The organism is Domibacillus mangrovi (assembly GCF_001906925.1).
Taxonomy (GTDB): domain Bacteria; phylum Bacillota; class Bacilli; order Bacillales; family Domibacillaceae; genus Domibacillus; species Domibacillus mangrovi.
This window is the reverse complement of the sequence record NZ_MRWQ01000001.1, coordinates 279,144-305,196: the sequence shown is the minus strand read 5'-3', so window position 1 is coordinate 305,196 and position 26,053 is coordinate 279,144. Positions and strand designations below refer to the sequence as shown.

Genomic DNA, 26,053 nt, shown 5'->3' with positions numbered 1-26,053 from the left:
AAACAGGAATGAATAAAAAGAGCGGTGAACTTACTGATGAACAGCAATCAATTATCAAAAAGATTAGAAATAGTAGCATCATTTATCCATCCGGCCAAAACATTTGCAGATATCGGATCAGATCATGCGTATTTGCCGTGCTATGCTGTAAAGAAAGGCATCGTCACGCGTGCCGTAGCGGGTGAAGTAGTAGAAGGTCCTTTTCAATCTGCAAAGCGTCAGGTAGTCTCTGAAGGGCTTTCAGCGTATATTGATGTACGAAAAGGAAGCGGACTTGCTGTACTGGAAACCGGTGAGGTGGAATGTATTACGATCGCCGGAATGGGCGGTCCGCTCATTTCTTCTATTTTAAAAGCAGGTGCTGACAAACTGAGGGGTGTTAAAAAGCTTGTGCTTCAGCCGAATATCGCCGCTCATTCAGTCCGGACATGGCTTGATTCAAATGGCTGGGTCATTGAAGATGAAGCCATTCTAGAAGAAGATGGCCAGGTGTACGAGGTGATTAGCAGCGTTTTAGGAACAGGGAAAAAGCTGACAGAAAAAGAACGATACTTTGGTCCGCATTTAATGAATAGCCAGAACGAAGCGTTCCGGCTGAAGTGGCAGCGTGAACTTACTCAAATTGACCAAGTACTGGCACAGCTATCGGGTGCAAAAGACAGTGAAGGTGCTGCTCGCAAGAAACAGGAAATGATTCAAAAACGGCAATGGATAAAGGATGTGATGAGCAATGAAAACACCGAACGGTCATGAGGTTATTCAGCTGTTTGAACAATTTTCGCCGAAATCCTATGCAGTGGATGGTGATAAAGTCGGTTTGCAGGTCGGCCGACTTAATAAATTATGTAAACGAGTGATGATTGCGCTTGACGTTCTCGAAAGTGTCGTAGATGAAGCGATTGAAGAAAAGATCGATTTAATTATTGCACATCACCCGATCATTTACCGGCCCCTTGGCGCAGTGGTAACGGATCAGCCAGCAGGTCGGTTACTTGAAAAGCTCATTAAACATGATATTGCTGTCTATGCTGCACACACGAATCTTGATGTTGCAGCGGGCGGAGTGAACGATATGCTGGCCAATGCGCTTGGTTTAGAAAATACAGATATCCTAGTGCCGACGTATAGGGAAGAACTGCGCAAGCTTGTCGTATTTGTACCAGGTGATCATGCCAAATCAATGCGTGAGGCGCTCGGTGCATCAGGTGCTGGATTTATTGGTAACTATAGTCATTGCTCTTTTTCACAAAGCGGCACCGGTCGTTTTCGGGCTGAAGAAGAGGCGACACCGTTTATTGGTGAATTAGGCCAGATAGAATTGGTTTCAGAGGAGCGGATTGAAACAATTTATCCAGTCCGTAAGGAGAAAAAAGTGTTGGCGGCAATGTTTAAAGCGCATCCGTATGAAGAGGTGGCCTATGATCTATACCCGCTCCATAATAAAGGTGAATTGCTCGGCCTCGGCCGTATTGGCTATTTGCCGGAAGCGATGACACTTGAACAATTTGCCCATCACACGAAAGAAAAATTGGAATCTGGCGGTGTACGTGTTGTTGGTGATTTGACTCGTTCTGTTCAAAAAGTGGCAGTCCTTGGCGGCGATGGGAATAAATACTGGCAAGATGCAAAAAGGCGTGGAGCAGATGTGTATGTAACGGGGGACTTCTATTATCATACAGCGCATGATGCCGATGCAGAAGGGTTGGCCGTTGTAGATCCAGGGCACAATGTAGAAAAAATTATGAAAAACGGAACAGTTGTTGTATTAAAAGAAAAAGCGGCACAGCAAAAGTATGATGTAACGTTTATTTCGTCAACGATACCGACAGACCCGTTTCAATTTGTATAAGAAAAAAGCAGATCCGATCGTTCGGATCTGCTTTTTTAACGTGATGTTAAAGTAGACTTTTTTACTTTCGGTAAAATTTTACTTAGCGGTACTTTTTGTTCGCGTACCCATGTTGATTCGTCTTCTGGCTCAAATGCTTCTAAAAATTGAATCACTTCTTTAACGATTGGTGTCGGTGTAGAAGCACCGGCTGTCACTGCAACGATTTTGGCGTCTTTCAGCCAGTCAATTTTGATTTCAGATACATCGGATACGCGATAGGCGGTTGTGCCAGCAATTTCAATTGACACTTGTGCGAGACGGTTTGAGTTGTTGCTTTTTGGGTCACCGACGACGATCAGTACATCTGCTTCACCAGCTTGCTCGGCTACCGCTTCCTGTCTTACTTGAGTTGCCAAGCAAATTTCTTTATGCATATCGGCGTGCGGATATTTGGCTTGGATTGCTTCCATAATATCCATTACATCCCATTGACTCATCGTCGTCTGATTCGTGATGATAATTTTATCGCAGTCAATGGCAAGCGCATCGACATCTGCTTTATTTTCCACAAGATGAACAATTTCTGGTGCAACACCGACAGCGCCTTCGGGTTCAGGATGTCCTTTTTTGCCGATGTAAATAATGTGATAGCCTTCCGCTTTTTTTGTGCGGATTAAATCATGTGTAACTGTGACATCAGGGCATGTCGCATCAATCGTTGTTAAGTTTTTTTGACGAGCGATTTCGCGCACTTCCGGTGATACACCATGTGCGGTATAAATAATGGTTCCTTCTGTGACCTGTTCAATAATTTCTCTTCGGTTTTTCCCATCGAGTGTAATAATGCCATCTGCTTCAAATGCATCAGTGACATGCTTGTTATGGACGATCATACCAAGAATATAAATGGGGCGTGGAAGTGTTTTATCGAGAGCGGCGTTGCGGGCAATAACCATCGCATCAACGACACCGTAACAATAACCGCGTGGTGAAATTTTAATAATTTTCATGTAATAGGTCCTCCTTATTCTTCTCTTCTCTATTATAAAGGAGGAAGACATGAAAACAAAGTAATCAACTAATTCGTCCCGGAAACCATGGTGTTGATTCAGATGTTTTGAGCGGCTCTTTTTTGACCGGTCTCAAACGCTCTGAAGGCTCTGGAGACTCTGGAGACTCTGGACTGCTTTCCCCCCCATCCGGTGTCGAATTCATGGCACGATACAGTTTCCACATGGATGGTAAATTTTTTACGAGCGGTCCGTATTGTTCAATAAGGGGCCGCATTTGCTCGGCCGCTGCCATCAACTGGCGAGCTTGTTCCATCCAGTTGCCTGACTTCAGAATAGATGTCGGGGTAGCCGCTGGGATAGGGGGTGGGATATGTGAAGCGGGAGGCGGTGGATAATAAAAACGACGGCCTATGTTTGGAGCATGTCGGTACAGCAAAACTGTCACCCTTTCCTTTTTCTCTATCGTATTCAATAAATGGACGGGAGGTGAGTAAAGCTTCCTTTGCTTTATAGACTCATTTAGTATATCATCATAACGTGCATAAATTATCGAACATGAAAGGGTGGAGAAGCCCATTGGCAAATCAAACATTTGAGCAATACGGATTAAAACCGTTTATTTATAAAGGAATTGAGGCACTTCGTTTTGCAGAACCGACCCCGATTCAACGCAATATAATTCCGCTTATTTTAAAAGGGGAAAGTGCAATCGGTCAATCGCAGACTGGAACGGGGAAAACTCATTCATACGTAATCCCTATTTTAAACCGGATTGATGTAAATAAAAAAGAAGTACAAGCTGTGATTACAGCACCGACACGGGAACTTGCAACACAAATTTATCAAGCATTTCAAAAAATCGCGAAAGAGTCGGATGAAGATATCGTGGTACGCCATTTTGTTGGTGGTACGGATAAAAAGCGTGACGTTGAGCGTTTAAAAATACCTCCGCATATAATGGTCGGAACACCGAGCCGTATGGCAGATTTAATTGGGGATAATGCAATTTCTGTTCATAAAGCGGACATATTTGTAGTGGATGAAGCTGATTTGATGCTTGATATGGGCTTCATTAATGACGTCGATCGGATTGCATCAAGTATGCCAGAAAAACTGGGCATGTTTGTTTTCTCAGCGACAATTCCGGAAAAATTAAAACCTTTTTTAAAGAAATATATGGAAAACCCAGAATATGTGCACATTGAACCGAAGCGTCTTTCAGCTGCTAATCTCGATCATTTATTAATTCCAGTTAAAAGCCGTGACAAGGTGGACGTCGTTCATGATTTGTTAGTAGCATTTAATCCATATTTAGCGGTTGTGTTTACAAACACGAAACAAAAAGCGGATGAAGTAGCAAATAAGCTTTTAGAAAAAGGATTGAAGACCGGCCGTATACATGGTGACTTGCCACCGCGTGAACGAAAAAAAATGATGAAGCAAATACACGATTTAGAATATCAATACATTGTGGCGACAGATCTTGCTGCACGTGGAATTGATATTGAAGGTGTCAGCCACGTCATTAATTACGAGCTGCCATCAGATCTTGACTTTTATATTCATCGTGCTGGCCGGACAGCGCGTGCTGGAGCATCTGGTATTTGCGCAACGGTATATGCACCATCTGATGAAGATTCAATAGCTAGACTTGAACAAAGAGATATCATTTTCCGCCATGGTGATGTGCGAAATAAGGAGATTATCGAAACGGCTGACCGCAACCGTCGGAAAAAGCGCGAGAGAAAAGACGACACGGTTGATCCGAAAGTGCGGGCCATTACAAGTCGTCCTCAAAAAGTAAAACCGGGTTATAAGAAAAAACGGAAATTTGAAGTGGCGAAACAACAAAAACGCCAGCGTCGTATTGACGCTAGAAAAAAGTAACAGGGAGTTTTGAAAGTGAAAATCGGATCACATGTTTCAATGAGCGGTAAAAAAATGCTGCTCGGTGCAAGTGAAGAAGCCGTTTCGTACGGTGCAAGTACATTTATGGTCTATACAGGTGCACCACAAAATACACGCCGTAAAAGTATTGAAGACTTAAATATTGAAGCAGGCCGACTCCATATGGAGCAAAATGGCATTGATGAAATCGTTGTTCATGCACCATACATTATTAACCTTGGTAATACAATTAAGCCAGAAACGTTCCAGCTGGGTGTTGATTTTCTACGAATGGAAATTGAACGTTCGACCGCGATTGGTGCTAGTCAAATTGTCCTTCATCCCGGTGCACACGTTGGGGCGGGTACAGAAGCAGGCTTAAAAAAAATCGCCGAAGGTTTAAACGAAGTGCTAACAAGTGATCAAACCATTCAGATTGCGCTTGAAACGATGGCTGGCAAAGGAACAGAATGTGGCCGCAGTTTTGAAGAAATTGCTATGATTATGAATATGGTACCGCAAAACGATAAATTGTCTGTCTGCTTTGACACGTGTCATACACATGATGCAGGGTATGACATAAAAGAAGATTTTGATGGTGTACTCGAACAATTTGATCGAATTGTCGGCATAGATCGGTTAAAAGTACTTCATATTAATGATAGCAAAAATGAGAGAGGCGCAGGGAAAGACCGTCACGAAAATATCGGCTTCGGTCATATCGGTTTTAATGCGCTGAACTATATTGTCCATCACCCACAACTTGGAAATGTGCCGAAAATATTGGAAACACCATATATCGGTGAAGATAAAAATACGAAAAAACCGCCATACCTCCATGAAATCGCCATGTTGAAAGCGAAAACATTTGATGAAGGTGTGCGGGAAAAAGTACAGGCAAGTATTACAGTTTAAGAAAGTGTTTATAAGGACGGAGCATCTCTTCCAGTGCCACCGCTTCTCGCTTGCCGAGAATGCGTTCAGCTGTCTGAAGAAGCTCTGTCCGTTTTTGTTCCGAAAATAAATCGACTTTATGAGTTGACAGCCAGTGAATAAAATCATGAGCCTGCTGATCTGTCACAGACACATTGAATTTTGCCGCTTGTTCAAGTAATTCTTTTTTTGTAATATTTTGAACTCGTTTGTTCACGAGATCGTGCAGAGGCTGCATTCTCATTCTCCTTTCTTGCAACGGCTTCGTTTACTTAGTGATATTCATGATGTATACTAAACTACAACTAAATCGTAATCATTCTTACTGCTAAAGGAGTCATCATCAACATGGAACAGAAGACCGTTATCGATATTCACGATGTGAATTTCAGATATGACCGTGAAAGTGTTCTCGAGCATATTAACTTATCTGTGCCTGAGGGCGCGTTTGTCGGTCTTGTTGGCCCAAATGGATCGGGAAAGTCTACGTTACTTAAAATTATTCTAGGGCTGTTAAAACCAAAAGAAGGGGACGTCGTCTTATTCGGCACCCCGCAGCAAAAATTTAAAGATTGGGACCGAATCGGTTTCGTTTCACAAAAAGCAAACTCCTTTAATACAGGATTTCCAGCGACGGTTCATGAAGTGGTCATGGGCGGACTCGCAAAGAAAATGGGCTTGTTTCATCGTCCAGGACAAAAGGAAAAAGAAGCGGTTGAAAAGGCAGTCAAAGCGGTCGGCATGGAGTTATTTTTGAAACGCAATATTGGTGATTTATCAGGAGGACAACAGCAGCGCGTCTTTATTGCTCGGGCTATCGTCTCCAATCCGTCTATTTTAATTTTAGATGAGCCGACTGTCGGTGTAGACAGACAAAATGTTGAGTCGTTTTATCATATGCTTACGCATTTAAATAAAGAACTTGGCATGACGTTATTGCTTGTAACACACGACATTGGTACGATTACAGATAAAGTGACACATGTTGCCTGCTTGAATAAATATTTACATTTTCATGGCAGTATGAAACAATTTATTCAATTAGATGAGCAGGAACTATCTCATTTATATGGACATGGAATTCGACTGCTAGATCATCATCACGACCATTGAAGGGAATATCATTATGATTGAGGCGATACTAAAATATGAATTTTTACAAAATGCGTTTTTATCAGGTGCAGTTATCGGCATTATTGCGCCGCTTCTCGGCGCGTTTATCGTCGTTCGACGTCTTTCGCTCATCGCGGATGCATTAAGCCATGTTACACTTTCTGGCATTGCAGCAGGATTGTATCTTGGACAGACCGTTCCAACAATGGCAACCATTAATCCGCTTTACTTTGGCATGCTGTTTTCAGTCGGCGGCTCACTTTTAATTGAACGGCTGCGCAGTGTTTATAAACATTATCAAGAACTAGCCATTCCGATTATGATGTCCGGAGGTATTGGTATTGGCGTTATTTTTATTTCACTTGCAGATGGATTTAATACCGATTTGTTCAGTTATTTATTCGGCAGTGTCAGTGCGGTTAGCCGTGGAGACTTTTATGCAGTCATCGCAATTGGTATTACTGTTCTTGTTACGGTGTTTCTATTGTATAAAGAGCTGTTTGTTTTATCATTTGACGAAGAATATGCAAAGGCATCGGGAATTCCAGCGAAAGCCGTTCATCTTGCGTTTATTATTTTAACGGCGCTCGTCATTTCAGTCTCGATGCGTATTGTCGGCGTACTGCTTGTTTCTGCGCTTATGACGCTTCCAGTTGCAGCAGCAATGCGCGTCGCAAAAGGATTTAAGCAGACGATCTGGCTATCTATTTTATTTGGTGAAACGGCTGTACTAATTGGTCTTATCAGTGCATTTTATCTTAATCTCGCACCGGGCGGGACGATCGTTGTGACATCGATTGTGCTTTTATTTGCCGTCATTCTATGGAAAAAAGACCGGAATTAAAATGGAAGGGGCTTCGCATCATGAATCTAACAAAAGCGATGGGGCTGTTAAAAGAAAAGGGCTATAAACAAACGGGGAAACGGGAAGAAATGCTTGCTCTTTTTGCTCGTCATGATAAATATTTAACGGCAAAAGATGTGCTTGAAGAAATGAAAGAAGATTATCCAGGGCTGAGTTTTGATACGATTTACAGAAATCTAGCGTTGTTTGCTGAAATGGACATATTAGAAGAAACGGAATTATCGGGCGAACGTCATTTTCGTTTTGCTTGCTCACATAATCATCATCATCATCATTTTATTTGCCTCGCGTGCGGGAAAACGAAAGAAATTCATATGTGTCCGATGAATAACATTGAAGAGTTATCCGGCTGTGATATTACTGGCCATAAATTTGAAGTATACGGACAGTGTAAAGAATGCATAAAAAAAGCGTGACTAAGAAAATCTTGGTCACGCTTTTTTTTATGGGCGGGTAATCGGGCCAATTTCGTTTGTTTTGATCCACTGATGAACCCATGCGTCCGCTTCATACCAGTTATCGACTCGAATGACGTTATCCGGAATAGAATCCTGGTTGTACGGCGTGTTAAATAGTACGACAGGAATGTGCAGCTCTTCTGCGATCATGACAGCATTGTCATGTTTATCTTCAAAAAAGATATCGACTCCATTTCGTTTTGCAGCCGCTACTTTATTATGAGAACCAATAAGTTCAAGGTGATCATAAAGGATCTTTTGTTCTTTGAACCATGTTTCAGTAATTTCGAATAAGTGCTTGCGGCGGGCACTAATAAACAATAAATGAAATTGTTGCTGCCATTTCGATAAAATGTATTCGGCACCGTCTGCAGGCGGGGAAGATGCATAAATTGCCGGTTCAGTCTCATCAAACCAGGCACGCATTTGATCTAGCGGAATGTTGAGTGCTTCTGATAGGTCATACTTTGTAATGTCCTGTAACGTTATGTTTAACGAAAAAGCATCATTGATAAAGGGAACGAGGCTGGTCGGACATGTTACTGTGCCGTCAATATCAATGCCAAAGCGCTTTTCTTTTACTTGCTTCATTGTGGGGCAGCAAGTGCTTGCTTGCGATAATGTTCTTCCGCAATCAAGTCAATTTCTTTTTTCAACTCTTCGACCATTTTTTCTTCGGGTACTTTTCGGACCGTTTTTCCATGACGAAATAAAAGACCTTCGCCGCGTGCGCCTGCAATACCAATATCTGCTTCACGTGCTTCACCAGGACCGTTTACGGCACATCCGAGCACAGCGACTTTAATTGGCGCTTTAATCGTTGAAATGTACTCTTCCACTTCATTTGCAATCGCAATTAAATCGATTTCAATGCGGCCACATGTTGGACAAGAAATAAGTGTTGCAGCATTTGCGGCAAGACCAAATGACTTTAATAATTCACGAGCTACTTTTACTTCTTCTACAGGATCGGCACTTAGTGAAATGCGGAGTGTGTTGCCAATACCTTTGCTTAAAATAGCGCCGAGCCCAGCGGCGCTTTTTACCGTTCCAGCAAACAATGTACCAGATTCAGTAATACCGAGATGAAGAGGATAGTCGAATGCTTTTGCTGCTTTATCATATGCTTCAATGGCTAAGTTGACGTCAGATGCTTTCATCGAGACGATAATATCGTAGAAATCAAGGTCTTCTAAGATTTTAATATGATGAAGTGCGCTTTCAACCATACCATCCGCTGTTGGATAACCGTATTTTTCAATAATTTTACGCTCTAAACTCCCGGCATTAACGCCAATACGAATCGGTATACCTTTCGCTTTTGCCGCATTAACAACGGCTTCTACTTTTTCGCGGCGGCCAATGTTCCCAGGGTTAATGCGAATTTTATCAACACCTGCTTCAATTGCTTTTAACGCCAGTTTATAGTCAAAATGAATATCAGCAACGAGAGGGATGTTAATCCGGCTTTTAATTTCCGCCAGAGCATCTGCTGCGCGCTCATCAGGACATGCAACGCGGACAATCTGACAGCCGGCTTCTTCAAGCCGGTTAATTTCCGCGACAGTTGCTTCTACATCGTGTGTTTTTGTAGTGGCCATACTTTGAATGATGACTTCATCGTTGCCACCAATCGTTAAATTGCCAACTTTGACAGCACGGGTTTTCGTACGGTGGGTGATTTCACTCAATGGTGATTCGCTCCTTTAAAAGTTAATCTAAATATCGTTTCTTTACTCATTCTATCAGAGGAGAGCATGCTGAGACAACAATTGCGTTTACTTCGGTGCACTGGGTAAATAACGGATAGCCATAATGAGTATCGTACTTGTTATGGTCCAGTCAAATAGATAACCAAAAGGCAGTGTAAGACCCATCAGTTCTGTCATCGCAATGAGTAATGTAGGCAGTGTAACGGCATATGTAGTCATTCGAAATGTGTGGCGGTACTCCGCACGTTTTTTCAATAGATGAGCGAGCCATAAGCCTAACCCACCAAAAATAGACACTTTGATAAATAATATAAAGGAAACAAACAAATAGTACATAATGAGCATAGCTGGAAGCAGAATAAATGAATTCGCTGTTATTATATCGTTTTCCATCGTTAAGATCGGCAATTTTGTTTCGATCACTGCTCTTGCTGATTCATTGCCACCTATTGCATATAGGACCATGTAGACAATCATCGGGATACACATGATAAGCGCAAGGAAAAAAAGGTAATTAATCGTCTTGCCAATTCCTTGCATACGAAATGCGGCAATATATTTTGGTGAATGAAGACTTTTTATAAGCTGCTTAAAAATAGACATAATTACTTGTTCCTTTCTTTAAAATAAAGCTTTCTATAATTGTAGACACACGATCTGTTCAATTCAAGAAGAATACATAATATCAAGTTCGATACATTTTTTGGTAGACTTAAATAATAAATGAACAGGATGAAATTTTTCTGGCATTTCTTTCTTTTTATAGGCATATTTATTGCGTCATGTTCACAATTTTGCTAATCTTATGTATGAGTTAGATAAGTCAATTTTATTTTTGGGAGGAATTTTATAATGGCATTTGAACTACCACAACTACCTTATGCGTATGACGCACTTGAGCCCCACATCGACAAAGAAACAATGAACATCCATCACACAAAACATCACAACACGTATGTAACGAACTTGAACAATGCACTTGAAGGCAATGAAGAGCTTCTTTCTAAATCAGTAGAAGAAGTTATTGCAAATCTTGATGCCGTTCCTGAATCTGCGCGTACAGCTGTCCGTAACAATGGCGGCGGACATGCAAACCATTCTCTTTTCTGGCAGCTTCTTTCTCCAAACGGCGGCGGTGCACCATCTGGAAAATTAGGTGATGCAATCGATTCAAAATTTGGCAGCTTTGATGCATTTAAAGAAGAGTTTGCAAAAGCGGGCGCTACTCGTTTCGGTTCTGGCTGGGCATGGCTTTCTGTTGCAAATGGAGAGCTTGAACTTTCTAGCACGCCAAATCAGGATTCACCGATTATGGAAGGCAAAACGCCAATCCTTGGTCTTGACGTCTGGGAGCATGCGTACTATTTGAACTATCAAAACCGTCGTCCTGATTACATTTCTGCATTCTGGAACGTTGTAAACTGGGATGAAGTATCAAAACGTTACGAATCAGCTCTATAATCTTATAGAAGCATCTTTTAAACCGGTCCCGTATGTGGACCGGTTTTTTTGTGGAAAAAAACATGCCGGTTCGTTACAATGGGATATAGGTAGAAAAGAAGGTTAGAAAGGAATAGGCGGTTGAGAAAAGCAAATAAAAAGAAAAAGACACACGTTCCATTTCGAATGAATATGTTGTTTTTTATCGTCTTCCTACTATTCTCTGCACTTATTTTCCGACTAGGCATCGTGCAGATTGTACAGGGAGAGGATTATCAGCGTAAAATTGAACGGACAGAAGACGTCACTGTAAATACGAGTGTACCACGTGGGAAAATTTTTGACCGAGATGGACAGATTGTGGTCGATAATATGCCGCAAAATGCGATTACATATACAAGGCCGAAAAATCCAGATGCAGATGAAATGATAAAGACAGCGGAAAAGCTGGCTCAGCTGATCGAAAAAGAAATCGATGAAGTGACGGTGCGTGATAAAAAAGACTTTTGGATTGGTAAAAATAAAGAAAAAGTGAAAGCCAAAGTGACAGATCAAGAGTGGAATGCTTATGAAAACGATGAAATAACAGAAGATGAAATTTATAAATTGCAGTTAGAGCGTATTACAGAAGAGGATTTAAAGGAGTTAACAGCTGACGAGCTTGAAGTGCTGGCTATCTATCGTGAATTTACATCTGGCTATGCATTAACACCGCAAATTGTAAAAAACGTCAATGTAACGGATGTTGAATATGCGGTCGTCAGTGAAAATTTATCGTCGCTTCCCGGTGTGAATACAACAACGGACTGGGAACGTGCTTATTTGTATGACAGTACATTAAAAACGGTACTTGGTAATATTTCATCATCTAAAGAAGGTCTTCCGAAAGAAATGGTTGATTATTATTTATCACGTAGCTACAGCCGAAACGATCGTGTTGGGAAAAGTTACCTTGAGTATCAATATGAGGGAGTACTGCGCGGGCAGAAAACAAAAATGAAAAATATTACCGATAGATCTGGTAATGTGCTGGATTCAGAAATCATTACAGAAGGACAGCGTGGTAAAGACCTTATATTAACAATCGATATGGATTTACAAACGGCAATCGACAAGATTATTGAAGAAGAGCTTGGCGCAGCGAAACGTTCTGGGGGACATCCGCTTTTGGACCGTACGTTTGTCACGATGATGGATCCGAATACAGGTGAAATTTTAGCGATGGCCGGCAAAAAATATGAAGTGAACGACGGGAAAGCAGAAATACTTGATTTTGCATCAGGCAATATGACGACTTCTTATGCAATGGGATCAGCCGTTAAAGGGGCAACCGTTTTGACGGGATATATGGCAGGCGTCAATCAACCAGGTGAATACATTGTTGATGAACCGCTTAAATTTGCCGGAACGCCAAACTCGAAAAGCTCATGGTTTAACCGGGGAGGTGCAATGGGCATCAGTGACACGTACGCGTTAATGCGCTCTTCTAACGTATATATGTTTAAAACAGCAATGAAAATTGGCGGTGCAAGCTATATTCCGAATGGCGGGTTGAAATTAGATCCGGATGCATTTGGCACGATGCGAAACTATTTTAATCAATTTGGTCTTGGTGTCAAAACGGGAATCGATTTACCGAATGAACAGGATGGCTATGAAGGATATGTCGATCAGCCGGGGAAATTGCTCGATTTTTCAATTGGGCAATTTGATACGTATACGCCGCTTCAGATGGCTCAGTACGTATCAACGATCGCGAATGGAGGCTATCGGATGGAGCCGCACATTGTAAAAGAAATTCGTCAGCCCATTTCAGATTCGAATAAACTTGGGCCGGTGGCAGAAGAATTTCAGCCGAAAGTATTAAATACACTTGATCTAGAACCGGGCTGGATTGAACGTGTTCAGGAAGGATTTCGTCTTGTGGCACAGGCATCTGAAGGAACAGCCTCTAGATATTTCGCTAGTGCACCATATAGCATGGCCGCTAAAACAGGAACAGCTGAAGGTGTATATGATGGTGAATGGGACAAGAGCAAAGGGAGTCGCCCGATGACTTGGAACGTCACGCTTGTTGGCTATGCGCCATCCAACAATCCGGAAGTCGCTATGTCCGTTGTCGTACCTTGGGCATATGAAAGCAGTGCTAACGCTATTTCAATTAACAATGTGATCGGTCGCCGGGCGATGGACGCATATTTTGAGCTGAAAAAACAAAAAGCGAAGGCAAAACCGGCAGAAGCTGTTATTGATCAGGATATTATCTCAAATACAACCGAATGACGAAAAAGAGCTGTTGTGTAATCTGACTAGAATACACAGCAGCTCTTTTTAGTTTTTAAAAAAAGGGGATATATGTAAGTTCACTTTGGAACCGCTGTATAAAAAGGATAAAATCTATTTTATTGACATTCAAGTAGTATCTTGTGCAGAAGAGGATCGTGATCCGTAAGTATTAAAAGAAGGAACAAAGCTTGTTCTAGTTGATGAAAGAGACAGTTGCTAAAAATAACTATGTATAGAGTCCTTCTTTATATATAAAAGTAAAGACAGCAGTTTCTTTTGTTTTGTTTCCTTTACAAAACATTAACACTTCGTTAAAACCTTATTAATACTACTCCGTTATTGTATGGAGTGTAGAAAATAATAAAAAACAAACTTGCAGGGGGAAATGAAGAAATGAAACCAGTAAAAGTTCTTACTTTATCAGCATTGCTCGGATCGGCACTTGTACTTGGCGCTTGTGGAAACGACGCAGCAGACACAGGAACAGAAAATGGAGAAAACACAGAACAAACTGACGCAGGTGATGCGCAGCTTCAAGGTGAAATTTCTATCGATGGTTCATCAACTGTCTATCCGATCATGGAAGCTGTTGCCGAAGAATTTATGCTTGAACAGCCTGATGTAAAAGTAACTGTTGGATTATCAGGAACAGGCGGCGGCTTTGAAAAATTCATCGCTGGTGAAACAGCAATGAGTAACGCATCTCGTCCAATTAAAGAAGAAGAAGCTGCTGCACTTAAAGAAGCAGGCATTGAATATACAGAATTCCAGCTCGCTAACGACGGTTTATCAGTTGTAGTACCTAAAGACAATGACTGGGTTGATCAGTTAACTGTAGATGAGTTGAAAAAAATATGGCTTGATAATGGTACTGCGAAAAAATGGTCTGATATACGCGAAGGATGGCCTGAAGAAGAAATTAAATTCTATTCACCTGGGACTGACTCAGGTACATTTGATTACTTTGATGAAGTCATTTTAGATGGCGGACAAATTGACAAAGCAGCTACTCTTTCTGAAGATGATAACGTACTTGTTCAAGGTGTAACAGGTGACGAGAATGCAATTGGTTACTTTGGTTATGCATACTACCTTGAAAATAAAGATAGCCTAAAAGCAGTTCCAATCGTGAATGAAGAAGGAAATGCAGTTGAACCTAACGCTGAAACAATTGAAAGCGGTGAATATGCTCCACTTTCACGCCCGCTATTCACATACGTAAGCAATGCAGCGATTAAAGATGACGCAGCAACAGCAGCATATGTACAATTTACACTTGAAAATGCAGCAACACTTGCTGAAGATGTAGGTTATGTATCATTGCCAGAAGAAAAGTACGATGAGCAATTGTCTACACTTGAAGGATTGAAATAAGCACTGTATCAACTAAAAAGCGGATAAAGATGACGTACACCAATGAGAGTAATGTCCTTCATTGGTGTACTCGGGTTGAAAGGAGCAATCGGGTTGAAAACAAAAAACAAAGAACTCAGTCCGGTTCATGAGCTGCTTGAAAAAAAATATAATGGCGGCTTTTTGAACAGAAGAGAAAAAATAATACCGATCATTCTTTTTTTTATGGCGGCGGTGTCAGTTTTAACAACACTAGGTATTGTTTTAACATTAATTTTTGAAACATTTACGTTTTTTGGGGATGTATCTATTGTTGAGTTTTTTACAGCGACAGAATGGTATCCATTTTCTAAAACAGAAGCCGTTTATGGCATATGGCCACTCGTTCTAGGTACATTAAAAATCACATTAATTGCTTCGCTGTTTGCCGTGCCACTCGGACTTGCAGTTGCTCTTTATTTAAGTGAATATGCGGGCGCCCGTACGCGCAAAATTATGAAGCCGATTCTTGAAGTACTTGCAGGTGTGCCGACGATCGTATACGGTTTTTTTGCCCTTACGTTTGTTACACCGTTCTTGCGTGGTTTGTTTCCATCGATTGAATTATTTAATGCGATCAGTCCAGGGATTGTTGTTGGGATCATGATTATTCCAACGATTGTTTCTTTATCAGAAGATGCGTTGTCTTCAGTACCAGAGCCGGTGCGCCACGGCGCACTAGCGATTGGCTCTACAAAATGGGAAACAGCGTCTAAAGTTATTTTCCCAGCCGCTTTATCAGGAATTCTTGCTTCAATCGTTCTCGGTATATCCCGTGCTATCGGTGAAACGATGATTGTGTCTATTGCAGCTGGATCTACACCGTCTGCAGCACTTAACTTGACATCGTCGCTTCAAACGATGACATCTTACATCGTACAGGTAACGACAGGTGATGCTGGTTTCGGTACAACGATTTATTACAGCATTTACGCAGTTGGCTTCACGTTGTTTGTCTTTACACTGGCGATGAATGTGCTGGCCCAGTTCATCTCGAAGCGTTTTAGGGAGGAATACTGATGGAGAACGTAGAACGAATTAAATCCGAAGAAATGATCAATCGTATTGACAGCAGGCTTACTAAAAACAAGGTTGTTAAAGGACTTTTCTTTACAGCAACGCTTTTTACGTCGATTATACTTATTGTATTGCTTTATCGTATTATTGTACAAGGAGCTCCATATTTATCTTGGGATTTTCTTCAAAACTTTGCATCACGCCGTCCAGAACAAGCTGGCATTAAAGCAGCGGTCGTCGGTACGATTTGGATGATGGCTGTCGTTGTACCAACAGCTGCTATTTTTGGTGTAGGATCAGCAATTTATCTGGAAGAATACGCAGGGAAAAATGCTCTTACACGCTGGATTCAAATGAACATATCGAATCTTGCTGGTGTTCCTTCTGTCGTATTCGGTTTACTCGGTTTAACGATTTTTGTTCGGTTATTTGGCTTTGGAAACAGTATTCTTGCTGCCGGTTTTACAATGTCTCTTCTCGTATTGCCTGTAATTATTGTTGCATCACAAGAAGCGATTCGTGCAGTTCCAAACGAGTTAAAAGAAGCTTCTTATGGACTTGGTGCAACGAAATGGCAGACAATCTCCCGGGTTGTTATTCCGTATGCAGTTCCTGGAATCGCGACAGGTAGCATTCTTGCTTTCTCACGGGCAATTGGTGAAACAGCACCTCTCATCGTTGTGGGAATTCCGACATTCGTTGCATTTTTACCGTCAGGTGTATTCGACTCCTTTACTGCTTTACCAATGCAAATATACAACTGGACAAGTCGACCACAGGAAGAGTTTCATAATTTAGCGGCGGCAGGAATCATTGTGCTTCTCGTTGTGCTTATTATGATGAACTCCGTTGCAGTGTGGATTCGAAATCGTTACCAGAGCAGATAACTCGTTTTGAAGAAAATGATTTTATATTTGGAGGGAACTTTACATGACGCTAACTGCAGTCAAATCAAAAGAAAATAATCAAGCCGGGCAAACAGAAAATGTGCTGGTTTATAATACAAAAGACTTAAACTTATGGTATGGCGATCATCATGCACTGAAAAATATTAATCTTGAAATTAATGAAAGAGAAGTAACGGCTATTATCGGTCCATCCGGTTGCGGGAAATCGACTTATATTAAAACGCTGAACCGCATGATTGATCTTGTACCAGGTGTTAAAACAAATGGTAGCATTGAATATCGTGAACGTGACATTTTCAATAAAGACTTTCTCGTTGAGGAATTGCGTACGCGTGTCGGAATGGTCTTCCAGAAGCCAAATCCATTTCCAAAATCAATTTATGAAAACATTGCATTTGGTTTGAAAATTCATGGAATCAAAAACAAGCAAATCATTAATGAAACAGTTGAAAAAAGTTTACGGGGCGCTGCTCTTTGGGAAGAAGTAAAAGATCGAATTCACGAACCAGCATATGGACTTTCAGGAGGACAGCAACAGCGTCTTTGTATTGCTCGCTGCCTGGCACTTGAGCCGGACGTCATTTTGATGGATGAGCCTACATCTGCTCTTGATCCTGTATCGACACTTAAAATTGAAGAGTTGATTCAGGAATTAAAACAGCGGTACTCGATTATAATTGTGACACATAACATGCAACAGGCAGCACGTATTTCGGATAGAACAGCGTTCTTCTTAAATGGAGAAGTTGTGGAGTACGATGTGACGGATACGATCTTTAATAGCCCTGCAGATAGTCGCACAGACGATTATATTTCAGGTCGATTCGGGTAATGAGAAAGCCGGCGCTGCCATTGCGCCGGCTTTTTATTTAATATACAGTAAATTCCCTACTGAATGAAGTATTACTTTATTAACATAGATGCGATTTCTTCGTTGGGCATATCCGCAGAAAATGTGAATGTGCCAATTTGAAGCTTTGAAGAATACTCATTTTCTTTTAAATATGTATTAAATGATCCTTTATCATCAATAACCCCTGCCTTCTTTAAGGCGTCGATGATATCATCTGAAGACATGCCTGCTTTAATAGTGACTGTGATCTCTTTGCTTTCAGAAATGGCAGACTCATCTGCTCTGATTCGTTCCTTTTCAGCATTAGCAGGTGAGATAGTTTCTACAGATGCTTTTTTTACCAGTTGTTCATTCAATTCGTTATTAGTCAGCACGGTGTAATTGTCCTCTTCCAACAACTGAATCATTTCTTCATTGGATAGCAATTGGTCCTTTGACATGTAATCAAAAAGAAAAAAGGTAGCTGTAGCAGCAAGTAGACCAAATCCAAATGAACGTATAGATTGCTTCGTCATATGTCAGTGTCCTTTCGGTGAAGCTTGGGATTGGCCAGTATTCTTTTGACCTGTTTAACGGATAAAGAGGATTGCCCGGCAATCTGAGGAATGTCAACGCCCTGGTTATAAAGCGCTATTACTTGATTTTGAATAATTTGATTGATTGGCCCTGGTTTTTTTATGGAAGGAGAAAGATCATCACTGATTAATAATTCTTCTTCAATAAGTCTTATTTTTTTGTTTATTTGATAATGTTCTTGCAACATTTGCAACGATAATTCTTCCAGATCTTTTTCGAGTTGCTGTTGTCTGTCTTTTAGAAAGAAAGACAGTACGATAAAGGCGGTGCCTGCTGCAGCAAGCCCAATGAGCAGTCCATTCATAATAGTGTCCTCCTTGATGCTAGTCATCCTATTATACCACATATGAGCAGGAAAAAGATGAGAATGATGCAGATTGCCGCACCGTTTGGAACGTGGTACGATAGCATTATAAACAATTTAAGGAAAAACTGCCAGACCGGGGTGATACATATTGAATAAAGATATTGTCCGATTAAACAACCAGCATTCTACTTGGAAGCAAATTGCAGATAAGCTTGATTTATCCGTTGAAAAAGTAAAATACAAATGGCGAAAATGTGTGTTGGAGCGGGATGGGATGTCTTGGCAAAGTGATTTAAATGCAGTTTTTTTATCAGCAGACCGTTTGTATTGTAGATGGCGCGTTCACCCATCTATTTTAGAAGCGGCTAAACGCTGTAACAAACCGCTTAATCCAGCCATAATGGATTTGCGAATTTTTGATATTACTGATATTTATTTTAATGGTATGAATGCGCACTCTGTTACATGTATAAAAGTAAGTGTAAGCGATCAATTTTGGACGATAAAAGGATTAAGAAGAAATCGCTCATATATTTGTGAACTCGGTTTTTTAACAGAGTCGTATTTATTCTTTCCAATCTTGCAATCTCATCCTGTTCATACACCGTATCAAAGCAGCGGAGACTACGTTTACAAGATGTATGATGCAGAGCAGTTTCATCAGAACCCATTCCGTGTTCCTGCCTGGATTGAGCATCCTGACTGCTCGACGTGATTCATGCACAAAAATGAATGGAGGTATACGTAAAATGGAATATCCATTTTCTATCATGGCACTGGCAGATAGTCCGTTTCGGCCTCTCGTTCTTGCCGGTTCAAGTATGAGTAGTAAAGAAATAATGAAAATTATGGATGTGTATGGTTATATACTTGCAGCTGCTGAAAAATCAACAGGTGATCGGCCGATTGCTGCTACGATCAACTTATTTACATTAGGCTGGCTGAATGGTGTAAGAGGGAAGATGGCCGTTCAAGCATTTATGCAGCAAGAGCCGAACCATGAAGCCGCAGCTGTATTACGCAAGCATGACAGTTCATTTATCGAAGCTTGCCGGGCGCTAATCAAGGAAAATAAATTGCTGCTCATACCGATGGCGCTCAGTCAATTCCCGCTCACGTCATATCCAGTGAAGGAAGCGGCTGGTGAAGACATTAAACGGACAGCGAAAATTTGGCAGGAGCTTTTTGACGAGGTTCCCCCATCCATTTGGCTTCCACGCGGTGCCTATATGCCGGGAATCGATGAACTCCTCTACCGTGAAGGCTGTCAATTTGTAATGATTCATGAGGAGGCATTTCCAGCGCATGAACGTGATATGTTTCATTGGATTTCGCCGCATGGTTTATCGATTTTGCCATATGAGTACGGACAAATGAATGTGGATCATAAGCTATTGATTCCAGTGGTCATGCGATTAGGTGATGATAATGCCCGCACTTTTTTTGAGGAGATTGATTCATTAGCCGTTCAAGCACCTGCCAGACAATTTCATGAACGGATTATTCATATTCCACTCGTATATGAACGTATGAATGAAGGGAAGCCGTTAATGACAACAGACGAATTGAATCGATGTGAAGCTGTATTCCAACTGAAAAACGAGTGGGATGAAAAGGCGGCCACTCAAATGTGCGAGGCGGGTGGTGTCCTCGATTTAGAATGGGCATTTTGTTTATATGCTTGTTTGCAGAATCTTGATGCTGAATTGGAAAGTGCGAAAGATTCTCTTCGCTATTTGCTGGACGGAGCGAGTAAAGATTTTCCGGATTTTGATTATGCTCATCAAAGGATGAGACTTCATTACGGTGTTGAACTTATTCCAACAATTTTAAGTGAAGAGATGGATGAGATGGACGGTGCCATTTTGATGCTTACGTGGGAATATCCGCCGAATATTATTGGTGGCATGGCAAGGCATGTGCATGGGCTTGCCGAAGCACTCGTTGAATCAGGCCGCGAAGTCATTGTTCTGACATCTTCGTATCAAGGTTCTCCAGAATATGAATGTGTAAATGGTGTTCATATATACCGTACAGGTCCTCTCCATGAAGGTGAGCCCGACTTCATGCGCCGTGTGGCAGATTTGAATATGTGTTTATTCCAAAAGGGAGAAGCACTCATTCGTGATTATGATATATCGGTGATTCATACGCATGATTGGTTAACCGGTGACGCAGCTATTCTTCTCTCAGGTAATCATTGGCTTCCAATTGTGTCCACTATTCATGCAACAGAACATGGCCGTAATAATGGAATTCATAATGAATTGCAGTCTGCTATTGCATTGAAAGAAAAGGAACTTATTTCGATATCAGACACGGTAATTGTATGTAGCCAGCCTATGAAAGAGGAACTACGTGTGCATTATGAAGCGAAACGAAAAGACATTCATGTTATTCCAAACGGTGTTGAATTTGAAGAGAAAACAACGGTAGAAGGACGATTCAACCAAATGGGTCCGTTCATCTTTTCACTTGGGCGCATGGTGTTTGAAAAAGGATTTCAAACATTTTTTAATATGGATTTAAAAAGCTTGAAAAAAACGAATATTCAGTTTATTATTGCGGGTAAGGGTCCGCTTTTAGAAGAGTGGCGAATGGAAGCGAGGAAGCGCGGTTTCGAAGGCATCATTCATTTTGTCGGCTATGTGAGCGATGATGAGAGAAAAGCATTATTTCAGACGTGTGAAGCAGCTGTTTTTCCAAGTCTTTATGAGCCGTTCGGCATAGTAGCGCTTGAAGCAATGGCCTTTCAAAAGCCGGTTATTGCCTCAGCGACAGGTGGGCTTAAGTCATTTGTCTTGCATGAGCAAACAGGTCTTTTATTTGAGCCGGGAAATGCAGGTGATTTATCAGAAAAAATCACAACAATTTTAGAACGTCCGGATCTTGCAAAAGAACTTGGTGCGAATGGGCATGAAATGGCCAAAGCGTTGTATAGTTGGAAACACATCAGTGAGCAGACAGAAAAGGTGTACGATCAAACCGTTTTTATCAAGAAAATGGAAGGTGTTCGCACATGATAGGAGTATTGCTTGCAGGAGGAAGAGGAAAACGTCTCCGACCGATTACAGATTATATCCCCAAGCCAATGGTGCCACTATTGAATAGACCGCTTTTAGATTACAATTTGAATGTATTCAAGATGAATGAGATTCGCCGTGTATTTATGACAGTCTGTTATAAAAAAGAGATCATCAAACAGTATGCGGGGAATGGAGAAGAAATTGGGCTGGACATTCAATACATTGAGGAAACAGCACCGCTTGGAACAGCGGGGAGTCTTTTTGCATCGAGTGATTTATTTGAAGAAACGGTGGCCGTATTGAGTGGCGATGCACTGACAAATGTGTCGCTTCGCGATGCATATGCTTTTCATAAAGAACACAAAGCGCGTGTCACCATAGTCATAACCCCATCAGAGCGGCCGGAACAATTTGGTGTGTGTCTAGCGGACCAAGAAGGCCGTCTTATATCTATTCTGGAGAAACCAGACGAACCACGCCTCTTGACGAATCAGGTAAGTACAGGTATTTATTTAATTGAACCTTCTCTTTTTTCCGATTATGCATTCAGTGGAGAAGTTGATTTTGCAAAAGATGTATTCCCGGCACTAATTGCTAATGAAGAGCCTGTTTATGTATATGAAACAAATGCGTATTGGCAGGATATTGGTACACTTCGTCAATATGCACTGGCCGAAAAAAGGCTCAAAAGGGGCATTACAGGAATTAGTATGCCAAAGCAATTATATCCGTGTTCTCACAGCTACTCTGCGTCAAACCCACTTGAAAAAACGCAGGTTAATGTACTTGGTGATTCACATTCATCAATCTTGAAAAAACAGGCTGGTGTTTCTGATGAAAAAGTGCTATTATAGTAAAGTCGCATTGAACATAATAAGCGAGACAAGTTTGGAGGGAAATAAACTATGCGTGTAAATATTACATTGGCTTGCACTGAGAGCGGTGATCGCAATTACATCACAACAAAAAACAAACGTAACAACCCGGATCGTCTCGAGTTGAAAAAATACAGCCCGCGATTAAAAAAAATGACAGTGCATCGTGAAACGAAGTAAGCAGCAGGAAACTTTCCTGCTGTTTTTTCTTTTTGATGGAGGGAATTATGAATAAAAAACAAATGCGAATAAACATAAAAGCGAAGTTGTCGGCACTCGAAAAAACGGAATATGAGCAACGATGTTACCGTATCACGCAGCATTTGTATGCGCTTCCTGAGTGGCGGAACTCTGACATAGTTGCATTAACAGTGTCTGCACCGTTCGAAGTTGATACGTGGTCGATCGTTCGTCATGCGTGGATGAGTGGAAAAAAAGTTTGTGTGCCAAAATGTGTACCTGTAACAAAAGAGATGCAGTTTTATTTTCTTTCTGATTTTCAAGAACTTGAGAAAATTTATGCGGGTATATATGAACCGGTCGTTGATAAAACAAGCGCTATATCTTGTGAAAGTATTGATTTTATGATCGTTCCAGGACTATTATTTAATGAAAATGGATATAGAATTGGATTTGGTGGCGGATATTATGATCGTTTTTTACCTGAATTTACAGGTTATACTGTATCACTGGCATTTTCATTTCAGTTAAGTAGTGATATCCCGGTAGAAGTACACGATTTACCTGTTCAGAAAATTGTGACAGACGAATTTGTCATAAAATGTTTGAAGTAATTCTTCTTACTTTACCAGCTGAATGTGTTTCGCTATAGTGGGAACAATAAGATGTACGAAAGTAGTGATGAAATGAATATACAAACGGATGTGATTTTCTGGCGGCTGGCGTTTTTTTTCGTTATTGAGCAAGAGTACACCATTGCTCGTTTAAGCCAGGACAAACGGGAAATATGGCTGGAGAACCGTTCAAATAAAGAAGCAATGTTAATAAGATTAAAGAATCAGGATCTTGGATGGGCGGCAGATCTCGGTCGGGATGTAAAACGGATTGTCTGGAATGGTGAACAAATCCGTAAAAAGATGGGTATGAGAAAATTGTCTTTATTGAATATTGTGGTTTCTCAACACCCGCCAGTTAATGAATATGAAAGCTATTTAAAACCTGTTCTGTCACCACAAGGCGGCAAAACAAAGGTAGACACACTGCTCTTTACCGAAAAAGATCTCAATCAGTCGCTTCGGCAGTTGGGATTAGTTTTATCACCTGTTCCAGAACGACGTGATTTTGATGGAGCTGAAGATGAAGCAGCTGCGTATGAGAGATCCGTATTATCACATGAAGTAAAGCGAAAAGAAGAGGAAGAGCGCTTTTTTCATTATGGGAAACCATTTTTCACGTATCTCTTTACAGCCATTAACATTATTCTTTTTATTCTGATGACACTTGCTGGCGGGAGTACAAATACAACTGTGTTACTTGAATTTGGTGCGAAATTCAATCCACTTATTTTAGAAGGAGAATGGTGGCGGTTTATTACACCGATATTTTTGCATATCGGTTTGCTTCATCTTATCATGAACTCGCTTGCTCTTTATTATTTAGGCATAGCTGTTGAACAAATTTATGGCCGTCTTCGCTTTATCTGGATTTATTTATTTTCTGGCTTTACCGGCAGTCTGCTCAGCTTTTTATTAACGCCTAACTTAGCAGCTGGTGCGAGCGGGGCGATTTTCGGTTTGTTTGGGGCATTGCTTTATTTTGGCGTTACAAAGCCCAAGCTTTTTTTTCGGACAATGGGTATGAATGTACTTTTTGTGATTGGGATTAACCTTGTCTTTGGATTTACGGTCCCAGGAATTGATAATGCAGGTCATATTGGTGGATTAATTGGTGGTTTTCTCGCGACAGGTATTGTTCATTTTCCTAAAAAACGACGTGTTTTACAGCAACTTGCTTTTATCATTGCAACGGTTGCATCCGTTGCAATAGGGCTTGTGCTCGGTTTTCAAAGCGGCTATGCAGCACTTGATGCCGATTCTGTTAATTTGCGGGTTCAGGAAGAAATCAACGTCGGAAATGATGCAGAAGCAGAGCAAATGCTAAAGGCTTTTTTAGAAGACGGTGGCGAGCCTTCTGCAGAAACATATTTTTATCTTGCCTTCATTGAGATGGGAGATGGCCGTCTTGTAGAAGCGGAGCAGCATTTGAAACAGGCTACTCGTGAACGGGCGAATTTTCATGAAGCATATTTTAATATGGCACTCATTTATGTTGAGAACGGGCAGTTAGAAAAAGCGAAGCAATCTATCGAAGAAGCACTTACGTATGCGCCAGATGCTGCGAACTATCAGGAGTTGGCAAAAAAACTTGAGTAATGGGTAAGGTGAACGAAAATGAGAACAATTTATGATGTACAGCAGCTGTTAAAACGATACGGTGTGTTTGTATATATTGGTAACCGCGTAGCGGATTTGCAGTTAATGGAAGCTGAGTTGAAAGAATTATATCAATCACAGCTCGTCGAAACACAGGAATACCAGATGGCGCTGTTGCTTTTGCGCCAGAACATTGCGATTGAAAAAGAAAAAGAACAGGAGAGTTGACGATGGGAGGAAAATGTCTTGCTGCAGTTGACATTGGTGGCACAACCATTAAAATGGCTTTTTTAACAGTGGAAGGTGACATTATTCGCAAATGGGCAATTCCGACAGATCAAGCAGATGGCGGTACAAATATTGTATCCGACATCGTCCGTTCTTTCTCCAACGAACTTAAACAAGACGGATTGACAAACGTTGATGTGATTGCAGTTGGTGTTGGTGCACCAGGTCCTGCTGATCCCATAAAAGGAACCATTTCCGGTGCTGTAAATCTTGGATGGGTAAATAACTATCCATTAAAGAGGTTACTAGAAGAAGCACTTAAACTGCCCGTTTTTATCGAAAATGATGCGAACTGTGCAGCGCTGGGTGAAATGTGGAGAGGTGCCGGAAACGGAACAGGAGATCTTGTCTGTATAACAATTGGAACAGGTGTTGGTGGCGGAATCGTATCAAAAGGAATGATTTTTACCGGCGTAAGCGGATCAGCTGGTGAAATCGGTCATATTACGGTAGTCCCGGAAAACGGAATTTTATGCAACTGTGGGAAGCATGGCTGTTTGGAAACGGTGGCATCGGCAACAGGCATCGTTAATCTTTACAAAGAAGAAGGAAAAGAAGCACCTGATGCTCGAGCAGTGTTTCTTCAAGCCTCAAAAGGTGACGAAGCGGCGAAACGGGTCATTGATCGGTGTGCGTATTATCTTGGGCTTGCTATAGGGAATATTGCTAATACGATGAATCCAGCAAAAATCGTTGTGGGCGGTGGTGTATCAGAAGCAGGCGATGCGCTTCTTTTACCGCTTGAACAATACGTACGCCAGTATACATTCCCGCGAGCGATGGAAGTTCTTTCTATCGAGAAGGCGACGCTTGGCAACGATGCAGGCGTGATCGGTGCAGCGTACTTGGCTAAAGTAAAGACCGTTTCATAACAAATCCA

General features: G+C 41.3%; 29 protein-coding genes. 21 read left to right on the top strand and 8 right to left on the bottom strand.

Annotated features, from left to right (window positions below):
* Window positions 1–36: 36 nt before the first annotated feature.
* Entirely contained in the window at window positions 37–753 is a 717-nt protein-coding gene (locus BLL40_RS01545; protein ID WP_073710138.1) for a tRNA (adenine(22)-N(1))-methyltransferase, read from the top strand.
* Window positions 731–1,849: a Nif3-like dinuclear metal center hexameric protein gene (locus tag BLL40_RS01540; protein ID WP_073710137.1), complete on the top strand. Its 1,119-nt coding sequence runs from the start codon at window positions 731–733 to the stop codon at window positions 1,847–1,849. The genes BLL40_RS01545 and BLL40_RS01540 overlap by 23 nt, the downstream gene beginning before the upstream one ends.
* Window positions 1,850–1,884: 35 nt before the next feature.
* Here the strand turns inward: BLL40_RS01540 and BLL40_RS01535 are convergent, their stop codons facing one another.
* Both BLL40_RS01535 and vrrA read right to left on the bottom strand, forming a co-directional pair.
* A complete protein-coding gene (locus tag BLL40_RS01535; RefSeq protein WP_073710136.1) occupies window positions 1,885–2,841 on the bottom strand; it encodes a 4-hydroxy-3-methylbut-2-enyl diphosphate reductase in 957 nt (318 codons plus the stop codon).
* Window positions 2,842–2,905: 64 nt separating this feature from the next.
* Entirely contained in the window at window positions 2,906–3,280 is a 375-nt protein-coding gene (gene vrrA / locus BLL40_RS16735; RefSeq protein WP_159434174.1) for a VrrA/YqfQ family protein, read from the bottom strand.
* Window positions 3,281–3,420: 140 nt separating this feature from the next.
* On the opposite strand from vrrA, the gene BLL40_RS01525 reads away from it, so the two are divergent.
* Window positions 3,421–4,731 (top strand): DEAD/DEAH box helicase, encoded by a 1,311-nt coding sequence (locus tag BLL40_RS01525; RefSeq protein WP_083566191.1) that lies wholly within the window; start codon window positions 3,421–3,423, stop codon window positions 4,729–4,731.
* Between the two features lie 15 nt (window positions 4,732–4,746).
* Window positions 4,747–5,646 carry a deoxyribonuclease IV gene (locus BLL40_RS01520; protein WP_073710133.1) on the top strand — a complete coding sequence of 300 codons (900 nt, stop codon included), beginning with the start codon at window positions 4,747–4,749 and terminating at the stop codon, window positions 5,644–5,646.
* Here the strand turns inward: BLL40_RS01520 and BLL40_RS01515 are convergent.
* Window positions 5,636–5,902: a DUF2624 family protein gene (locus tag BLL40_RS01515; RefSeq protein ID WP_073710132.1), complete on the bottom strand. Its 267-nt coding sequence runs from the start codon at window positions 5,900–5,902 to the stop codon at window positions 5,636–5,638. The two genes, BLL40_RS01520 and BLL40_RS01515, sit on opposite strands and share 11 nt — an antisense overlap.
* A 110-nt stretch (window positions 5,903–6,012) precedes the next feature.
* Here BLL40_RS01515 and BLL40_RS01510 point away from each other — a divergent pair, with 110 nt between their 5' ends.
* From BLL40_RS01510 to BLL40_RS01500, 3 genes are read left to right on the top strand one after another with little or no spacing between them, the layout of a single operon-like run.
* A complete protein-coding gene (locus BLL40_RS01510; RefSeq protein ID WP_073710131.1) occupies window positions 6,013–6,777 on the top strand; it encodes a metal ABC transporter ATP-binding protein in 765 nt (254 codons plus the stop codon).
* A 13-nt stretch (window positions 6,778–6,790) separates the two neighbouring features.
* Window positions 6,791–7,621, top strand: coding sequence for a metal ABC transporter permease (locus BLL40_RS01505; RefSeq protein ID WP_073710130.1), 831 nt, complete (start codon window positions 6,791–6,793; stop codon window positions 7,619–7,621).
* Window positions 7,622–7,641: 20 nt separating this feature from the next.
* Window positions 7,642–8,058, top strand: coding sequence for a Fur family transcriptional regulator (locus tag BLL40_RS01500; RefSeq protein WP_073710129.1), 417 nt, complete (start codon window positions 7,642–7,644; stop codon window positions 8,056–8,058).
* A gap of 27 nt (window positions 8,059–8,085) precedes the next feature.
* On the opposite strand, the gene BLL40_RS01495 is transcribed toward BLL40_RS01500, so the two are convergent.
* The 3 genes from BLL40_RS01495 to BLL40_RS01485 all read right to left on the bottom strand — a co-directional run bounded on the left by BLL40_RS01495 (window position 8,086) and on the right by BLL40_RS01485 (window position 10,415).
* Entirely contained in the window at window positions 8,086–8,691 is a 606-nt protein-coding gene (locus tag BLL40_RS01495) for a hypothetical protein (RefSeq protein ID WP_073710128.1), read from the bottom strand.
* Window positions 8,688–9,782, bottom strand: a complete 1,095-nt coding sequence (ispG, locus tag BLL40_RS01490) for a flavodoxin-dependent (E)-4-hydroxy-3-methylbut-2-enyl-diphosphate synthase (RefSeq protein ID WP_173799884.1) — start codon at window positions 9,780–9,782, stop codon at window positions 8,688–8,690. The genes BLL40_RS01495 and ispG overlap by 4 nt, the downstream gene beginning before the upstream one ends.
* 96 nt (window positions 9,783–9,878) lie before the next feature.
* A complete protein-coding gene (locus tag BLL40_RS01485; protein WP_073710126.1) occupies window positions 9,879–10,415 on the bottom strand; it encodes a DUF1189 family protein in 537 nt (178 codons plus the stop codon).
* Between the two features lie 249 nt (window positions 10,416–10,664).
* Here BLL40_RS01485 and BLL40_RS01480 point away from each other — a divergent pair, with 249 nt between their 5' ends.
* From BLL40_RS01480 to pstB, 6 genes are all read left to right on the top strand, one after another.
* Window positions 10,665–11,273 carry a superoxide dismutase gene (locus BLL40_RS01480; protein WP_018393939.1) on the top strand — a complete coding sequence of 203 codons (609 nt, stop codon included), beginning with the start codon at window positions 10,665–10,667 and terminating at the stop codon, window positions 11,271–11,273.
* A 165-nt stretch (window positions 11,274–11,438) separates the two neighbouring features.
* Window positions 11,439–13,535, top strand: a complete 2,097-nt coding sequence (locus tag BLL40_RS01475) for a peptidoglycan D,D-transpeptidase FtsI family protein (RefSeq protein ID WP_073710380.1) — start codon at window positions 11,439–11,441, stop codon at window positions 13,533–13,535.
* Window positions 13,536–13,931: 396 nt separating this feature from the next.
* Complete coding sequence (locus BLL40_RS01470) at window positions 13,932–14,912, top strand: PstS family phosphate ABC transporter substrate-binding protein (RefSeq protein WP_073710125.1); 981 nt, start codon at window positions 13,932–13,934, stop codon at window positions 14,910–14,912.
* A 51-nt stretch (window positions 14,913–14,963) separates the two neighbouring features.
* Window positions 14,964–15,950 carry a phosphate ABC transporter permease subunit PstC gene (pstC, locus tag BLL40_RS01465; protein ID WP_073710379.1) on the top strand — a complete coding sequence of 329 codons (987 nt, stop codon included), beginning with the start codon at window positions 14,964–14,966 and terminating at the stop codon, window positions 15,948–15,950.
* A complete protein-coding gene (gene pstA / locus BLL40_RS01460) occupies window positions 15,950–16,834 on the top strand; it encodes a phosphate ABC transporter permease PstA (RefSeq protein WP_073710124.1) in 885 nt (294 codons plus the stop codon). Before pstC ends, pstA begins: the two co-directional genes overlap by 1 nt.
* Window positions 16,835–16,877: 43 nt before the next feature.
* Window positions 16,878–17,687, top strand: a complete 810-nt coding sequence (gene pstB, locus BLL40_RS01455) for a phosphate ABC transporter ATP-binding protein PstB (protein ID WP_073710123.1) — start codon at window positions 16,878–16,880, stop codon at window positions 17,685–17,687.
* Between the two features lie 71 nt (window positions 17,688–17,758).
* Here the strand turns inward: pstB and BLL40_RS16730 are convergent, their stop codons facing one another.
* The gene (locus tag BLL40_RS16730; RefSeq protein ID WP_083566187.1) at window positions 17,759–18,223 is read right to left on the bottom strand and encodes an endolytic transglycosylase MltG; all 465 of its coding nucleotides are present in this window, start codon (window positions 18,221–18,223) and stop codon (window positions 17,759–17,761) included.
* Window positions 18,220–18,588, bottom strand: coding sequence for a helix-turn-helix domain-containing protein (locus BLL40_RS01445; RefSeq protein WP_073710122.1), 369 nt, complete (start codon window positions 18,586–18,588; stop codon window positions 18,220–18,222). Before BLL40_RS01445 ends, BLL40_RS16730 begins: the two co-directional genes overlap by 4 nt.
* 151 nt (window positions 18,589–18,739) lie before the next feature.
* On the opposite strand from BLL40_RS01445, the gene BLL40_RS01440 reads away from it, so the two are divergent.
* Genes BLL40_RS01440 through BLL40_RS01400 form a run of 8 tightly spaced genes read left to right on the top strand, consistent with a single transcriptional unit; the run spans window position 18,740 to window position 26,045 of the window.
* Window positions 18,740–19,306, top strand: coding sequence for a DUF4912 domain-containing protein (locus tag BLL40_RS01440; RefSeq protein ID WP_073710121.1), 567 nt, complete (start codon window positions 18,740–18,742; stop codon window positions 19,304–19,306).
* Between the two features lie 34 nt (window positions 19,307–19,340).
* Entirely contained in the window at window positions 19,341–21,614 is a 2,274-nt protein-coding gene (locus tag BLL40_RS16725; RefSeq protein WP_159434173.1) for a glycosyltransferase family 4 protein, read from the top strand.
* Window positions 21,611–22,471 (top strand): nucleotidyltransferase family protein, encoded by an 861-nt coding sequence (locus BLL40_RS01425; RefSeq protein WP_073710120.1) that lies wholly within the window; start codon window positions 21,611–21,613, stop codon window positions 22,469–22,471. The genes BLL40_RS16725 and BLL40_RS01425 overlap by 4 nt, the downstream gene beginning before the upstream one ends.
* A gap of 51 nt (window positions 22,472–22,522) precedes the next feature.
* A complete protein-coding gene (gene rpmG / locus BLL40_RS01420) occupies window positions 22,523–22,672 on the top strand; it encodes a 50S ribosomal protein L33 (protein WP_018393928.1) in 150 nt (49 codons plus the stop codon).
* Window positions 22,673–22,719: 47 nt separating this feature from the next.
* On the top strand, window positions 22,720–23,286 hold the full coding sequence (locus tag BLL40_RS01415; RefSeq protein WP_083566181.1) for a 5-formyltetrahydrofolate cyclo-ligase: 567 nt from the start codon (window positions 22,720–22,722) through the stop codon (window positions 23,284–23,286).
* A gap of 51 nt (window positions 23,287–23,337) precedes the next feature.
* Window positions 23,338–24,885, top strand: a complete 1,548-nt coding sequence (locus tag BLL40_RS01410; RefSeq protein ID WP_083566178.1) for a rhomboid family intramembrane serine protease — start codon at window positions 23,338–23,340, stop codon at window positions 24,883–24,885.
* An 18-nt stretch (window positions 24,886–24,903) separates the two neighbouring features.
* Complete coding sequence (locus BLL40_RS01405; protein WP_073710118.1) at window positions 24,904–25,113, top strand: YqgQ family protein; 210 nt, start codon at window positions 24,904–24,906, stop codon at window positions 25,111–25,113.
* Between the two features lie 2 nt (window positions 25,114–25,115).
* Window positions 25,116–26,045 (top strand): ROK family glucokinase, encoded by a 930-nt coding sequence (locus BLL40_RS01400; RefSeq protein WP_073710117.1) that lies wholly within the window; start codon window positions 25,116–25,118, stop codon window positions 26,043–26,045.
* Window positions 26,046–26,053 lie beyond the last annotated feature (8 nt).

What these genes read in the sequence shown, in the direction of transcription:
- BLL40_RS01500 (WP_073710129.1), top strand. Translation starts at nt 7,642, where the DNA reads ATGAATCTAACAAAAGCGATGGGGCTGTTAAAAGAAAAGGGCTATAAA.
- BLL40_RS16725 (WP_159434173.1), top strand. Translation starts at nt 19,341, where the DNA reads ATGGAATATCCATTTTCTATCATGGCACTGGCAGATAGTCCGTTTCGG.
- BLL40_RS01480 (WP_018393939.1), top strand. Translation starts at nt 10,665, where the DNA reads ATGGCATTTGAACTACCACAACTACCTTATGCGTATGACGCACTTGAG.
- BLL40_RS01470 (WP_073710125.1), top strand. Translation starts at nt 13,932, where the DNA reads ATGAAACCAGTAAAAGTTCTTACTTTATCAGCATTGCTCGGATCGGCA.
- BLL40_RS01505 (WP_073710130.1), top strand. Translation starts at nt 6,791, where the DNA reads ATGATTGAGGCGATACTAAAATATGAATTTTTACAAAATGCGTTTTTA.
- BLL40_RS01415 (WP_083566181.1), top strand. Translation starts at nt 22,720, where the DNA reads ATGAATAAAAAACAAATGCGAATAAACATAAAAGCGAAGTTGTCGGCA.
- pstC (WP_073710379.1), top strand. Translation starts at nt 14,964, where the DNA reads ATGTCCTTCATTGGTGTACTCGGGTTGAAAGGAGCAATCGGGTTGAAA.
- BLL40_RS01510 (WP_073710131.1), top strand. Translation starts at nt 6,013, where the DNA reads ATGGAACAGAAGACCGTTATCGATATTCACGATGTGAATTTCAGATAT.
- BLL40_RS01535 (WP_073710136.1), bottom strand. Translation starts at nt 2,841, where the DNA reads ATGAAAATTATTAAAATTTCACCACGCGGTTATTGTTACGGTGTCGTT.
- pstA (WP_073710124.1), top strand. Translation starts at nt 15,950, where the DNA reads ATGGAGAACGTAGAACGAATTAAATCCGAAGAAATGATCAATCGTATT.
- BLL40_RS01425 (WP_073710120.1), top strand. Translation starts at nt 21,611, where the DNA reads ATGATAGGAGTATTGCTTGCAGGAGGAAGAGGAAAACGTCTCCGACCG.
- pstB (WP_073710123.1), top strand. Translation starts at nt 16,878, where the DNA reads ATGACGCTAACTGCAGTCAAATCAAAAGAAAATAATCAAGCCGGGCAA.
- BLL40_RS01540 (WP_073710137.1), top strand. Translation starts at nt 731, where the DNA reads ATGAAAACACCGAACGGTCATGAGGTTATTCAGCTGTTTGAACAATTT.
- BLL40_RS01445 (WP_073710122.1), bottom strand. Translation starts at nt 18,588, where the DNA reads ATGAATGGACTGCTCATTGGGCTTGCTGCAGCAGGCACCGCCTTTATC.
- BLL40_RS01485 (WP_073710126.1), bottom strand. Translation starts at nt 10,415, where the DNA reads ATGTCTATTTTTAAGCAGCTTATAAAAAGTCTTCATTCACCAAAATAT.
- BLL40_RS01545 (WP_073710138.1), top strand. Translation starts at nt 37, where the DNA reads ATGAACAGCAATCAATTATCAAAAAGATTAGAAATAGTAGCATCATTT.
- BLL40_RS01495 (WP_073710128.1), bottom strand. Translation starts at nt 8,691, where the DNA reads ATGAAGCAAGTAAAAGAAAAGCGCTTTGGCATTGATATTGACGGCACA.
- rpmG (WP_018393928.1), top strand. Translation starts at nt 22,523, where the DNA reads ATGCGTGTAAATATTACATTGGCTTGCACTGAGAGCGGTGATCGCAAT.
- BLL40_RS01410 (WP_083566178.1), top strand. Translation starts at nt 23,338, where the DNA reads ATGTACGAAAGTAGTGATGAAATGAATATACAAACGGATGTGATTTTC.
- BLL40_RS01515 (WP_073710132.1), bottom strand. Translation starts at nt 5,902, where the DNA reads ATGCAGCCTCTGCACGATCTCGTGAACAAACGAGTTCAAAATATTACA.
- BLL40_RS16730 (WP_083566187.1), bottom strand. Translation starts at nt 18,223, where the DNA reads ATGACGAAGCAATCTATACGTTCATTTGGATTTGGTCTACTTGCTGCT.
- BLL40_RS01400 (WP_073710117.1), top strand. Translation starts at nt 25,116, where the DNA reads ATGGGAGGAAAATGTCTTGCTGCAGTTGACATTGGTGGCACAACCATT.
- BLL40_RS01475 (WP_073710380.1), top strand. Translation starts at nt 11,439, where the DNA reads ATGAATATGTTGTTTTTTATCGTCTTCCTACTATTCTCTGCACTTATT.
- BLL40_RS01405 (WP_073710118.1), top strand. Translation starts at nt 24,904, where the DNA reads ATGAGAACAATTTATGATGTACAGCAGCTGTTAAAACGATACGGTGTG.